General features: G+C 61.1%; 13 protein-coding genes. 4 read left to right on the forward strand and 9 right to left on the reverse strand.

The features are described 5' to 3' along the window. The first annotated feature begins 23 nt into the window (after window positions 1-23). The 4 genes from CKW18_RS09880 to CKW18_RS09895 all read left to right on the forward strand — a co-directional run bounded on the left by CKW18_RS09880 (window position 24) and on the right by CKW18_RS09895 (window position 3,923). On the forward strand, window positions 24-785 hold the full coding sequence (locus CKW18_RS09880) for a response regulator (RefSeq protein ID WP_371857621.1): 762 nt from the start codon (window positions 24-26) through the stop codon (window positions 783-785). Continuing rightward, window positions 785-1,834 carry a HAMP domain-containing sensor histidine kinase gene (locus CKW18_RS09885; RefSeq protein ID WP_095188624.1) on the forward strand — a complete coding sequence of 350 codons (1,050 nt, stop codon included), beginning with the start codon at window positions 785-787 and terminating at the stop codon, window positions 1,832-1,834. The genes CKW18_RS09880 and CKW18_RS09885 overlap by 1 nt, the downstream gene beginning before the upstream one ends. Window positions 1,835-2,063: 229 nt before the next feature. Continuing rightward, on the forward strand, window positions 2,064-2,918 hold the full coding sequence (gene xopAW, locus CKW18_RS09890; RefSeq protein ID WP_095188625.1) for a XopAW family type III secretion system calcium-binding effector: 855 nt from the start codon (window positions 2,064-2,066) through the stop codon (window positions 2,916-2,918). A gap of 537 nt (window positions 2,919-3,455) precedes the next feature. Next, the gene (locus CKW18_RS09895) at window positions 3,456-3,923 is read left to right on the forward strand and encodes a hypothetical protein (protein ID WP_095188626.1); all 468 of its coding nucleotides are present in this window, start codon (window positions 3,456-3,458) and stop codon (window positions 3,921-3,923) included. 385 nt (window positions 3,924-4,308) lie between these two features. On the opposite strand, the gene CKW18_RS09900 is transcribed toward CKW18_RS09895, so the two are convergent. The 9 genes from CKW18_RS09900 to CKW18_RS09940 all read right to left on the reverse strand — a co-directional run bounded on the left by CKW18_RS09900 (window position 4,309) and on the right by CKW18_RS09940 (window position 12,290). Continuing rightward, on the reverse strand, window positions 4,309-5,349 hold the full coding sequence (locus CKW18_RS09900) for an AI-2E family transporter (RefSeq protein WP_095188627.1): 1,041 nt from the start codon (window positions 5,347-5,349) through the stop codon (window positions 4,309-4,311). Between the two features lie 69 nt (window positions 5,350-5,418). Then, a complete protein-coding gene (locus tag CKW18_RS09905) occupies window positions 5,419-6,225 on the reverse strand; it encodes a DUF4892 domain-containing protein (RefSeq protein ID WP_095188628.1) in 807 nt (268 codons plus the stop codon). Between the two features lie 115 nt (window positions 6,226-6,340). Beyond that, the gene (locus CKW18_RS09910) at window positions 6,341-7,195 is read right to left on the reverse strand and encodes an alpha/beta hydrolase (RefSeq protein ID WP_095188629.1); all 855 of its coding nucleotides are present in this window, start codon (window positions 7,193-7,195) and stop codon (window positions 6,341-6,343) included. Beyond that, window positions 7,192-7,998 (reverse strand): alpha/beta fold hydrolase, encoded by an 807-nt coding sequence (locus CKW18_RS09915; RefSeq protein WP_095188630.1) that lies wholly within the window; start codon window positions 7,996-7,998, stop codon window positions 7,192-7,194. The genes CKW18_RS09910 and CKW18_RS09915 overlap by 4 nt, the downstream gene beginning before the upstream one ends. Window positions 7,999-8,118: 120 nt before the next feature. Continuing rightward, window positions 8,119-8,559 (reverse strand): hotdog fold thioesterase, encoded by a 441-nt coding sequence (locus CKW18_RS09920; protein ID WP_095188631.1) that lies wholly within the window; start codon window positions 8,557-8,559, stop codon window positions 8,119-8,121. 31 nt (window positions 8,560-8,590) lie between these two features. Then, complete coding sequence (locus CKW18_RS09925) at window positions 8,591-10,246, reverse strand: AMP-binding protein (RefSeq protein WP_095188632.1); 1,656 nt, start codon at window positions 10,244-10,246, stop codon at window positions 8,591-8,593. Window positions 10,247-10,449: 203 nt separating this feature from the next. Further along, window positions 10,450-10,902, reverse strand: a complete 453-nt coding sequence (gene sixA, locus CKW18_RS09930) for a phosphohistidine phosphatase SixA (protein ID WP_095188633.1) — start codon at window positions 10,900-10,902, stop codon at window positions 10,450-10,452. Beyond that, on the reverse strand, window positions 10,899-11,246 hold the full coding sequence (locus CKW18_RS09935; RefSeq protein ID WP_095188634.1) for a DUF4389 domain-containing protein: 348 nt from the start codon (window positions 11,244-11,246) through the stop codon (window positions 10,899-10,901). The genes sixA and CKW18_RS09935 overlap by 4 nt, the downstream gene beginning before the upstream one ends. 18 nt (window positions 11,247-11,264) lie before the next feature. Continuing rightward, entirely contained in the window at window positions 11,265-12,290 is a 1,026-nt protein-coding gene (locus CKW18_RS09940; protein ID WP_095188635.1) for an NAD(P)H-dependent glycerol-3-phosphate dehydrogenase, read from the reverse strand. Window positions 12,291-12,373 lie beyond the last annotated feature (83 nt).

The raw sequence follows: 12,373 nt of genomic DNA on the forward strand, positions 1-12,373 counted from the left end.
TGTGGTTGGCGGCCTAATGGCAGATGAACAGCCCCATGCACAACACCCAAACCACCGTGAATGATGAGCCAAAAGACGACAAGCGCTGGAGCATCCGCGCCCTGATCGTCGATGATGACGTGCCGATCCGCGAGCTGATGATCGATTACCTCGCTCGCTTCAATATTCACGCCAGCGGCGTTACCGACGGCGCGGCCATGCGTCAGGCAATGCAGGCCGAGCATTTCGATGTGGTGGTGCTGGATTTGATGCTGCCCGGCGAAGACGGCCTGTCGCTCTGCCGCTGGCTGCGCGCCGAATCGGACATCCCGATCCTGATGCTCACCGCCCGCTGCGAGCCCACCGACCGCATCATCGGTCTGGAACTGGGCGCCGATGACTACATGGCCAAACCGTTTGAACCGCGCGAACTGGTGGCACGGATCCAGACCATTCTGCGCCGCGTCCGTGATGACCGTACCGAGCAACGGGCGAACATTCGCTTCGACAACTGGCGCCTGAACAGCGTTTTGCGTCAGCTGATCGCCGACGATGGCCTCGTGGTGCCGCTGTCCAACGCCGAATTCCGTCTGCTTTGGGTGTTTATCGAACGCCCGCGCCGGGTGCTCAGCCGCGAACAATTGCTCGACGCCGCCCGCGGTCGCTCGATCGAAGCGTTCGATCGCAGCATCGACCTGCTGGTGTCACGCCTGCGGCAGAAACTCGGCGACGATCCAAAGGCCCCACAGTTGATCAAAACCGTACGCGGTGAGGGTTACCTGTTCGACGCCAGGGACATCGGCTGATGCGGGCGCGCTTTGACACGCTGTTCGGTCGCCTGTTTGGCGTGCTGTTCGTGGCGATCGTCCTGGCGCACCTGCTGGCTTTTACCTGGTTTCATCTCTACGGCCCGCCACCGCCACCACCGCCTCCGGATTTTTCGCAAAACGCCGAGGGGCAAAGACCGCCACAGGATCCGCGCTACCCGCCCCGCCCCCCTCGTCCATGGTTTGGCGGGCCGGTCGTGCCGCTGACCTTTCAGTTCATCACGCTGATGATCGCCGCGTGGTATGGCGCCAAGCTGCTCAGTCGCCCGATCCAGCGCCTGAGCGACGCCGCCGAACGCCTCAGTGAAGACCTCGACAGCCCACCGCTCGACGAATCCGGCCCCCGGGAAGCACGGCAAGCGGCGCACACCTTCAACCTGATGCAACAACGCATTCGCGAGCAAGTGCAGCAGCGCGCACGCATGCTCGGCGCCGTCTCCCACGACCTGCGCACGCCGCTGTCACGATTGAAACTGCGCCTGGAAAACATCAACGACGACAAATTACAAAGCCAGATGCGTCAGGATCTCAACGACATGATCGCCATGCTCGACGCCACCCTCACCTACCTGCACGAGCAACGCACCAGCGAAGCCTTGCAACTGATGGACGTGCAGGCGCTGGTCGAGTCATTGTGCGAAAACGCTCAGGATCAAGGCGCGGACGCACAAGTCAGCGGTCATTGCACACCGATGCAGGTGCAGCCGATGGCGCTGCGATCATGCATCAACAACCTGATGGACAACGCCCTGCGCTATGCCGGCCAGGCGCGCATCGAATTGCTGGATCAGCGCGAGCAACTGCTGATCCGCGTGATCGACCATGGGCCGGGGATTGCCGAGGACAAACGCGAGGCGGTGTTTGAACCGTTTTATCGCCTGGAAGGCTCGCGCAACCGCAACTCCGGCGGCGTCGGTCTGGGCATGACCATTGCCCGGGAAGCGGCGCAGCGTTTGGGTGGACAACTGAACCTGGAAGAAACCCCAGGTGGTGGCCTCACCGCAGTCATCCGCCTGCCTCGCCCCTGAGAAACACACAAAACCCTGTGGGAGCGAGCCTGCTCGCGAAGGCGTCAGTTGATCCAGCATCTCTGTTGTATGTTCCGGCCTGTTCGCGAGCTGGCTCGCTCCCACAGGGGTTCAGCATTGTTCTCGTGTGTACCAGCCGGTACAAACCCCACATACCCACGACAACTTGCCCCTTGAGGCTGCATAAGCCGGTACACCCACCGGCTTTCCAGTCCAAGGAGTGAGCCCGATGATCGGTAGCGTCAGCAACTACACGAGCTATACCAGCACCAGCAGCACCTCCACGCAAAACGCCCGCAGCCAGCAACTGCAAAAAGACCTGTTCGCCGAACTCGACAGCAACGGCGACGGCGCGGTGGATCAGGACGAACTGAATAGCGCCCTGTCACAAAAGTCCGACGACGGCCTGCTGGTCAACCTGAGCAAACAGTTCGGCGACCTGGACAGCGACGGCAGCGGCAACCTCAGCGCCGAAGAAATGACCGCCATGGCGCCCCCACCACCCCCGCCGCACGACCAGGCGCCCGACACGGAACTGGCCAACGCCCTGATCAGCGCACTCGACAGCGACGGCGACGGCGCCATCAGCAGCGACGAACTGAGCACTGGCCTGACCAGTGCCGGCAGCACCGCCGACAGCAACCAAATCTTCTCGGCCCTGGACAAGAACAAGGACGGCACCGTCAGCCAGGACGAACTCACCGCCAGCCTGACCCCGCCACCACCACCGCCGCCACAAGTGAACAGCGACGAGCTGTTCAGCCAGCTCGATGCCGATGGTGACGGCAGCGTTACGGCGACAGAACTGAGCAGCGCCTTGCAGGCCAGCGACAGCACCTCGACGACTAGCACCGACACCAGCGCCGCGTTGCTCAAGGTTCTCGACAGCGACAGCAGCGGTGGCGTCAGCAGCGATGAATTGAAAGCGGCTCTGCAGGCGGGGCGTGAACGTCCTGAGCAAGAACAGACTGCCAGCGCACAGACCCGCTCCGAAGCGTTGAACCGCATGATTGCCAACTTGAGCAAGCAGTACTCGCTGGATAATGCTGCGCCGGTGGGCAAGTACCTCAACGTCGCTACGTAACTCGCCTACTGGCTGTCGAGTGAAACGAGGCTGCGATCTTTTGATTTTGCTTTTTGAATCAATAGCAAGATCAACGGATCGTGGCGTTGGGCGGTTCTTGCATGGGGGTGGGGGTGGGGGTGGGGTTGGAGTTGGGGGCATATCCGTTGCTGCGGTAACGGCTGCTTAGGGTTCCGCCCTGACGGCGGGTCACCTTTTCCAAACGCCGAAAAGGTAACCCAAAAGGCTTTACCCTGACGTACGGCACTTCGCTGAGGCTCAGTGTTCCCTCGCTACGGTGTCCATCCGGGGGCATCGCCTACGGTTTGCTTCGCTGCACCTCCTCTCGATGGATGCGGCTTCGCCGCACGGCGCTACGCGCCTACCCCCGGATGAACACCTTCGCTCGGCCTGCCGATGGGCCTGAAGAGCAAGATCAAAAGCCAAAGCCAAAGCCAAAGCCAAAGCCAAAGCCAAAGCCAAAGCCAAAGCCAAGCAGATCAAAAGATCGCAGCCTTCGGCAGCTCCTACAGGTGGGTTGATTACATCTGTTAGATATTGGTCGGCTGGCAGGCCGCCTTCGCGAGCAAGCCCGCTCCCACAGGGATCGAGTTCACCCGCCAGAGCTTGGTCGGCTGTCAGGCCGCCTTCGCGAGCAAGCCCGCTCCCACAGGGATTGAGTTCACCCGCCAGAGCTTGGTTGGCTGTCAGGCCGCCATCGCTGGCAAGCCAGCTCCCACAGGGATCGAGTTCACCCGCCAGAGCTTGGTTGGCTGTCAGGCCGCCTTCGCGAGCAAGCCCGCTCCCACAGGGATCGAGTTCACCGGCCAGAGCTTGGTCGGCTGTCAGGCCGCCATCGCTGGCAAGCCAGCTCCCACAGGGATCGAGTACACCCGCCAGAAACTGGTCGGCTGTCAGGCCGCCATCGCTGGCAAGCCAGCTCCCACAGGGATTGAGTACACCCGCCAGAAACTGGTTGGCTGTCAGGCCGCCATCGCTGGCAAGCCAGCTCCCACAAGAAAATGACTACACCCCGCACGCGGCGCATGCCGCCCCACTCAACACAATGAGCGCAAGCTCGAGTACCGCTTTTGATCTTAGAGCGCCCGTCGGAAGGCTGAGTGGAGGGAGTGATCCGGGGGTGGGAGCGCAGCGACCGTTTGGCGCAGCCAAACACATCGAGAGGAGGTGCAGCGCAGCAAACCGCAGGCGACTGCGCCCGGATCAATCCCGCAGCGAAGGAACCCGAGCCTAAGCGAGGGCCGTACGTCAGGGTAAAGCCCTTTTGGTTACTTTTGGCTGGGCCGGCATTCCGGGCGTTTGTCAAAAGTGACCCGCCGTCAGGGCGGAACCCTAATCAGCAACACCCGCAGCAACGGATATTCACCCAAAAAAAATCGCAACCAAACACCTAAACCCGAGCCTGACTCTTACTCCAATCCGTCAACAAACTATAGGCAACAGCCAACAGCGTAGGCCCGATAAACAACCCGATAAACCCAAACGCAATCAACCCGCCAAACACCCCAAGCAACACAATCACCAACGGCAGATTCCCGCCGCGACTGATCAGATAAGGCTTGAGCACGTTATCCACGCCACTGATGATGAACGTCCCCCAGATCCCGAGAAACACCGCCATCCCGTACTCACCCTTCCACGCCAGCCAGGCCGTGGCCGGTACCCAGACCAGCGGTGGCCCCATCGGAATCAGACTCAGCAGAAACGTCACAATCCCCAACACCAGCGCCCCCGGCACCCCGGCAATCAAAAAGCCGATCAACGCCAGAACCGCCTGCGCCGCCGCCGTGCCAATCACCCCGTTGACCACCCGCTGCACCGTGCCGGCCACCAGATCGATGTAATAGCCAGCGCGATCACCGATCAAACGTTCCAGCAAACCATGCACGAACGCCGCCAGACGCGGCCCGTCGCGGTAGAAAAAGAATACAAAAACGATGCTCAACGTCAGCTCGAGAATCCCGCCGCCGATTTGCGCACTGCGCGCCAACAGCCAGTTACCGACCTGCCCCAGATAAGGCTTGATCGACACCATCAACGCCGCGCCCTGTTGATCGATGCTGTTCCAGATCCCGACCAGCCGTTCACCTACAAACGGCAGCCCACCTAACCACGTCGGCGCCTCGGGCAAACCATCGACCTGCACATCCTTGATGAACGCCGTAGCATCGCGCACATGATCGGCGAGGTTGAACCCCAGCCAGACCAGCGGCGCCGCCACCAACAACATCCAGCCCAAGGTCAGAATCGCCGCAGCCAGCGATTCGCGACCATTGAGCAGGCGGGTCAGAAGGCGCATCAACGGCCAACTGGCAAACGCCAGTACCGCCCCCCAGAACAGCGCCGACCAGAACGGCGCCATCACCCACAGGCTGGCACCAAACAGCACCAGCAGCAGAATCTGCACCAGCAGTCGATCGTTATTGAGCATGTAAGGTCTCGAAAAGGTCAGTCAGGCAAAGAGTAGGCGAACATGCCGCGCATGCTCGCCTGCCAGAGCTTATCGCAACAGATCGATGCGCAGGCCAACGCCGTCGACACTGCCGGTTTCCATCCGCGCCGCCCGCACGCCCTGATTGATCAATGCCTGGCGCCAGGCCTCGGCTTTCGGCCCGGACAGCGTCACGCGCTGCGTGGTATCGAGGTTCAAGCCACGGGAAATCAGCCGTAGCCAAGTGTCATCCGGATCATTGACGAGTTTGGGGAAGTCGAGTTCACCGGTGCTTTTAAGCTGGCGCAACAGGGTCGCGGAGGTCGGCAGCAAATTGCCCAGCGGCGCCCCTGCCTCGAACTGCTCGACATGCAGATAGGCTTTTCGATTGCCGCGCGTGATGCTGTAGAGCGCCACCAGTGTGTTGTCCTTCGGCGCGGCCAATCTCAGCAACAGATAGGCCTGTTGCTCGTCGGCGCCGTACAACTTGGCATTACCGAACACCTCGTTGGCCCACAGGCTGCTTTCGCCGCAGTCACGGGCCTGACACCAGAACAGCAACTCGGCGTCCTGCTTTTGCAGGGCTTCGCGGGCGGCAGTAAACGCTTCGGTGGCGGAGTGTTCGGGTGGCAACTCGTAAGTCACCGACGTGGTCTGGCCACGGGCCGTGACCTGGCTATCGAAGCGCAACTGGCCGCTGATCTTGCGAATCGAACCCAACGGGTAGATTCGCTCCAGCTCCACGGGCGGGCGATAGTCGACGATTTGCGCATCGGCCAGGCGCGGCACGATCTGCAGATCCTGACTGCCCGGCACATCGGCGGCGAACGAAACGGAACTGAAACAGCACAGCGCCAGCAGACTGAATGAGCGCATAGTCAGGCTCATCGGATCGGCATGACTTGGCTATTCGGGGTTGCAGCGGTATAGAAATCCATCGTGGTTGTCTCCCATTTCAACCCGCCCAGCCTCGACAGTTGCCCGCAGCAAGTCAAGGAATGGCGAAGAAGCGATTGAAACAGTCTGCGACAAGGTCGGCACCAGCCTCGTCGTTAAGGTGCAAATGGTGCCCGCCGGGCAGCTGTTCCCGGCTAAAGGGTAGACGCTCCAGCAGCTCCGGATGTTTGGCCAGCATGCCGTCGGCCGCGACCACCAGTTGCGCCGGGCATTCGATGCGCTGGACGAAGGCCATCGCCTGCTCCTGGGTCAGGCGCAAGGGCGATGGCAGGGTCAGGCGATTATCAGTGCGCCAAGTGTAACCACCGGGCACCGGCATCAAGCCGCGCTGAGCCAACAGTTCTGCGGCCTCTCGACTGACCGCCACCAGACCTTTCATTCGCGCTTCGATGGCACGGTCGAGGGTGCTGTAGACCGGTTTACGCTTCTCGCGTAGATCCAGTTGCGCTTGCAGGGCCATGCCCATGCGTTCGGCAGCATTTTCGCCTTTATCTGTAGGAGGAATTACACCGTCGATCAGCGCCAGATGCGTGACGCGATCCGGCAAGGAGCCTGCCAGTACCAGCGAAACAATGGCCCCCATCGAATGCCCGAGCAGGCCGAAACGCTTCCAGCCCAGTTGCTCGGCGACTTGCAGCACGTCATGGGCATAGTCCCACAGTGCATACCCGGCGCCATTCGGCCGATGCCCGGAATGCCCGTGCCCGGCCATGTCCAGCGCAACGATGCGCAGGCCTTTGAGCTTCGGCGCCAAACGGGCAAAGCTGTTGGCGTTGTCGAGCCAGCCATGCAGCGCGATCACCGGCAAGCCGTCCTCGGGGCCGAACAAATGCGCGGCCAACTCGATATGCGGCAGGCTCAGGCGCACTTCTTCGACGGTCTGACTCATGCGCAATCCTTGTCCTGGCGACTTTCCCAACGGTTAAACAGATTCTTCAGCAACCGCGCAGTGTCTTGCGGCCGCTCAAAAGGAAACATGTGGCCACCGGGCATGCTCAGCGCTTCGCCCTGGGCGAGACGCGAGACGAAACGAGTGTGATGGCGCATGACGACGTTGCTCTTGTGCCCACGCACCACCGCCAGCGGCACCTGCAACTGACGAGTGCGCCCGGGGCTGGTGTGCGGCACGCCGCGATAGATGCTGATTTCCGTGGCCGGATCGAAGCGCAGGCGCAGCTTGTCGCCGACCTGGTGCAAACCGTGTTGCAGGTAAGCGTCGAAACACTCCGGATCGAAACCACGGAACAAGGTCTTTCCGGCGAAATAGCTGCGTGCACTGGCGAGATCGGCGAATTCTTCGCGCCGCCCCAACGTGCGCCCGGCCGGCGTCAGTTTGTCGATAAAACCAAAGCGCTTGGCCGCGCGGATCACCCACTGATCGGTCCTGGTCAGCACCGGCGAATCAAGCATCACCACGCTGCGATACAGCTCAGGGCAACGCAGCGCCGCGTGCAAATGCAGGACGCGGCCGAAAGAATGACCGATGCCCCACACCGGCTGATCCTGCTGCTGCAAATGGTGAATCAACTCGTCGACGAGGTGGTACCAATTGTCATCTGCCGGGAAACGCGGGTCATGAGCATGCTGCTCCAGATGCGCAACCCGGTACTCGGGCGCCAGCGCCGCGAACAACTTGCCATAGGTGCCCGAAGGGAAACCGTTGGCGTGGGCGAAAAAGATCGGTTGCGACATGCGGGCAAATCCATGAGCGGGGAACGTGGCGTTGATTGTCCGTAAGACCGCGCCCTACAGCAATGACCGTAACTGCCAGGAATGATGACAGTCAGGTCAAAGCTATGGGCAAATCGGTAATCAACGCGGCGGCTGCTCACCCAACGGCACCACCGCCATGGTCAACCGCGACACACAACTGGCCTTGCCTTCGTCGCTGGTCAGGCGAATATCCCAAACATGGGTCGTACGGCCGAGATGAATCGGCTTGGCCACCGCCGTCACCCGGCCACTGCGCAGGCCGCGCAAATGGTTGGCGTTGATCTCGAGCCCCACGCAATAGAACTTGCTGGCGTCGATACACAAATAGCTGGCCATCGAACCGACGGTTTCCGCCAGCACCACCGATGCCCCGCCATGCAGCAAACCGTAAGGTTGATGCGTACGGTGATCGATGACCATGCTCGCGGTCAGCGACTCTTCATCGAACGCTTCAAAGCGGATGTCGAGCACTTCGCCGATGGTGTTTTTCTGGATTGCGTTCAACTGCTCGATGTCGGGAGTGGTACGCCACAGGCTCATCGCAGACTTCCTTTGTTGTTTTAGTGGTCGCTCAATCCTGCCACAGCACCACCTCGCTGCGCTCACTCCATTCTTCGAAGCGCGCACCGTAAGTGTCTTCGATGACGTTGCGTTTGATTTTCAGCGTCGGTGTGAGAAAGCCGTTCTCCACCGCCCAACTGTCCTTGACCACCACCAGGCGGCGCAGACGTTCATGCTTGTCGAGCACAGCGTTGACCTCCTCCAGCAGCTTCTCCAGACTCGAATGCAGACTTGCCCGCGGCTCCTCCTGATTGACCGTCGAGAGCACGCACAACCCCAGCGGCGCACTCAGACCGTCCCCGACCACGCATACCTGCTCGATCCCCGAATGCACCGCCAGGCGATTTTCGATCGGTGCCGGAGCGACGTATTTGCCCTTGCTGGTCTTGAAGATTTCCTTGAGTCGCCCGGTCAGGCGCAGCCGCCCCTGCGCATCCTGTTCGCCCTTGTCGCCGGTACGCAGAAAACCGTCCTCGGTCAGGGTCTCGGCGGTTTTCTGCGGTTCCTTGAAATAGCCAAGCATGTTCGCCTGACTGCGCACCTGTACCTCGCCCGACTCGTCGATGCGCACCTCGACTTCCGGGCACGGCTTGCCGATCCAACCCTGTTTGTATTGGCCCGGCAGGCAGATATGCGAGTAGCCGCAGCTTTCGGTCATGCCGTAGACCTCCAGCACATCGAGCCCGAGCTTCTGATACCAGGTGAGCAAGGTCTGCGGTACTGGTGCGGCGCCGGACAGGGCCACGCGTAATGCATCCAGCCCCAGGCCAGCGAGAACTTTGTGTCCGACCCGCTTGCCAATGAACGGCAGACCAAGAAGGAAATCCAGACGCTGTGCCGGGATCTTGCTGTACACGCCCATCTGGAACTTGGTCCAGATCCTCGGCACACCGAACATCGCCGTCGGCCGCGCACGCTTGAGGTCAGTGATGAAAGTGTCGAGACTTTCAGCAAAGAACACCGTCTGCCCGGTGTAGATCGAAGCCAGCTCAACGAACATGCGCTCGGCGACGTGGCACAGCGGCAGGTACGACAGCAGTCGGTCATTCTCGTTGAGCCCGAACAACTGCGTACCATGGGTCGTGGCGAAACCGAGATTGGCGAAGCTGTGCATCACGCCTTTGGGCAGGCCGGTGGTACCGGAGGTGTAGATGATGGTCGCCAGTTGCTCGGCGGCGGGACGCGGGTCGTCCTGGATCGGCGAGCCGCGCTGCAGGTCATCCCAGCTGAAATCGAACGTCCCGGGCGGATGCAATGGCAGGCTGATGGTCGGCAGACCCGACGGCAGCCCTTTCGACATGCCGGGCCAATCGTCGAGTTTGCCGATAAACGCCAGCACACTCTGCGAGTGAGTGAGCACCTGCGCCATGGAGTCAGCCGTGAGATTGGGATAGAGCGGCACCGAAACATGCCCGGCCATCCAGATCGCGAGATCGGCAATGATCCAGTGCGCGCAGTTTTTCGAGATCAGGGCGATATGGCTGCCTTGCGGCAATTCACGGGCACGCAGCCAGTGTGCGGCGCAGCGGGCCTGATGACCGACATCGGCCCAGGTCAGCGTCTCGATCTGCCCGCCACCGATGGGCTGCACGAGAAAGCGCTGGCGCGGGTGCCGGGCTTCACGTTCGTAAAACACGTCCAGCGGCAAACGGAAGGCGGCAGACATGCGACTCGCTCCTGTTTTTTGGGTCTGGAGCAAGCGTAGTCAACCAAGCAAGTGCTTGGTTGGAAAATTCAAACAAATAATTTCCGGCACACAGAGAACCAATGTGGGAGCGAGCCTGCTCGCGAAGGCAGCGTTTCAGACACCTAAGTTGTGAATGACACTGCGCTTTCGCGAGCAGGCTCGCTCCCACAAAGGGATCAGCGTTATGGATGTTTGAGGCTGTTAAGCGTCATCGAACCGATCAGCAGCTCAGGGCTTTCCAGCTCCGCCAGGCCAGCGGTGCTGACCTTCTCCGGTGGATATCCGGCGCCATGTTGCAGATAGCTGAGCAGGTTGCCCACCAGCGGGTTGTGGCTGACCAGCAGCACGTTACTCACCGACACCAGTTGATCGGTCACCTTGTCGGGATCGACCTCCGGCGTCAGCCACTCGACCGTGCGAATCTCCGGCTCGAAACCCAGCGCCTCGCGGACAATCTGTGCAGTCTGCTGCGCACGCAGATAAGGGCTGGCGTAGATCGCCGTCAGTGGCTGGCCGATCAATCGGGCCGCGCTGCTCAACGCTTCCTTACGACCGTGATCGGTCAGTTCCCGCTCGGAATCAGGGCACGAGCCGTAAGGCACGGCCTCACCGTGACGCAATACCCAGAGTTTCATAGCTTGGGCTCCTCATCTCGGGCCGGATGCGGTGCTGGCGGCACGACGTGTGGCGCTTCACCTTCCGGGGTACGCGGCGTTGGCCAGTCAGCGAACGGCCAGGGTTTCTGGTCGCTGTGAAAACTGCCGAAACGGCCAATCTGTGCCAGAAACTGGCTCAGGCTATCGCCGAAGTTCATCAGGCTGGCGCTTGGGGCGCCATAGATCAAACGATAGATCAGTTGCACCAGCACCACTGCGCCGAGGATGAACTGCGCCACTTGCCAGACCAGCACGTAGACGATCATCCACAGCACGCGCAGAAGGATGGATTCGTAATTGGCTTCGGTTTTCGGATCGTTCATGTGTCGTTCCCTGCTGAATCAGTTGAAACCACTGGTGGAAATAAAGTCGACGTCGGTTTTCGGCTCGGCCCGCATCAGTAGACCGATCACCTGCTCCAGCGTGCGTCCTTCGAACAGAATGGCGTGCAGCCCGGCGACCAGCGGCATGTACACGCCAACTTCCTGGGATTTGGCCTTGAGCACTTTCAGGGTGTTCACTCCCTCGGCGACTTCACCGAGGCGCGATACCGCTTCGTCGAGGCTCAGGCCCTGACCGAGGGCGAAACCGACCTGGTAGTTGCGGCTCTTGGGCGACGAACAGGTCACGATCAAATCGCCAACGCCAGCCAGACCGAGGAAGGTCATCGGGTTGGCGCCCTGATTCACCGCAAACCGGGTCATCTCGGCCAAGGCTCGAGTGATCAGCATGCTCTTGGTGTTCTCGCCCATTTCCAGCGCCACCGCCATGCCGGCGATGATCGCGTAAACGTTTTTCAACGCCCCGCCCAGCTCGACACCAAAGCGGTCGGCGCTGGCGTAAACGCGAAAGGTGCGGCCGTGTAGTGCGGCTTGCACCTGCTTGCAGAGTTCTTCGTCTTCACTGGCGACCACCGTGGCGGTCAGCGCATGTTCGGCGATTTCCCGCGCCAGATTCGGCCCGGACAACACGCCGATGCGCGCCTGCGGGGCGATCTCTTCGAGAATCTGGCTCATCAGTTTGAAGGTGTGTGCCTCGATGCCTTTGGTCAGGCTGACCAGCATTTTGCCGCTCAGCCGCTCGGCGTGGGCAGCCAGCACCGTGCGCAACGCGCTGGACGGCAGTGCAACAAAGCACAGGTCACAGGCATCGAGCGTGGCTTGCAGGTCGGTGACCGCAGTCACGCCCGGCAGAATCTTGATGCCTTTGAGGTAACGCGGGTTTTCGCGATTGACCCGGATGGCCTCGGCCTGCTCGGGGTCACGCATCCACTGCAAGACTTGATGGCCGTTCTCGGCCAGAAGATTGGCCACGGCGGTACCAAAACTTCCGCCTCCCAGGACCGCAATCGGGCGCTGTTCAGTCATATGCAATCCGTTAATCCATACCAGTGGCGATGGCGGCATTATACGGGGCGACCCGGTCGCGGCCAGCCCCCGCGTCAATTACC

This window comes from Pseudomonas sp. Irchel 3E19 (assembly GCF_900187585.1).
Taxonomy (GTDB): Bacteria; Pseudomonadota; Gammaproteobacteria; order Pseudomonadales; family Pseudomonadaceae; genus Aquipseudomonas; species Aquipseudomonas baetica.

Excerpts from the sequence above, each read along its gene's own strand:
- CKW18_RS09880 (WP_371857621.1), top strand. The coding sequence starts at position 24 with ATGAACAGCCCCATGCACAACACCCAAACCACCGTGAATGATGAGCCA.
- CKW18_RS09885 (WP_095188624.1), top strand. The coding sequence starts at position 785 with ATGCGGGCGCGCTTTGACACGCTGTTCGGTCGCCTGTTTGGCGTGCTG.
- xopAW (WP_095188625.1), top strand. The coding sequence starts at position 2,064 with ATGATCGGTAGCGTCAGCAACTACACGAGCTATACCAGCACCAGCAGC.
- CKW18_RS09900 (WP_095188627.1), bottom strand. The coding sequence starts at position 5,349 with ATGCTCAATAACGATCGACTGCTGGTGCAGATTCTGCTGCTGGTGCTG.
- CKW18_RS09905 (WP_095188628.1), bottom strand. The coding sequence starts at position 6,225 with ATGCGCTCATTCAGTCTGCTGGCGCTGTGCTGTTTCAGTTCCGTTTCG.
- CKW18_RS09910 (WP_095188629.1), bottom strand. The coding sequence starts at position 7,195 with ATGAGTCAGACCGTCGAAGAAGTGCGCCTGAGCCTGCCGCATATCGAG.
- CKW18_RS09915 (WP_095188630.1), bottom strand. The coding sequence starts at position 7,998 with ATGTCGCAACCGATCTTTTTCGCCCACGCCAACGGTTTCCCTTCGGGC.
- CKW18_RS09920 (WP_095188631.1), bottom strand. The coding sequence starts at position 8,559 with ATGAGCCTGTGGCGTACCACTCCCGACATCGAGCAGTTGAACGCAATC.
- CKW18_RS09925 (WP_095188632.1), bottom strand. The coding sequence starts at position 10,246 with ATGTCTGCCGCCTTCCGTTTGCCGCTGGACGTGTTTTACGAACGTGAA.
- sixA (WP_095188633.1), bottom strand. The coding sequence starts at position 10,902 with ATGAAACTCTGGGTATTGCGTCACGGTGAGGCCGTGCCTTACGGCTCG.
- CKW18_RS09935 (WP_095188634.1), bottom strand. The coding sequence starts at position 11,246 with ATGAACGATCCGAAAACCGAAGCCAATTACGAATCCATCCTTCTGCGC.
- CKW18_RS09940 (WP_095188635.1), bottom strand. The coding sequence starts at position 12,290 with ATGACTGAACAGCGCCCGATTGCGGTCCTGGGAGGCGGAAGTTTTGGT.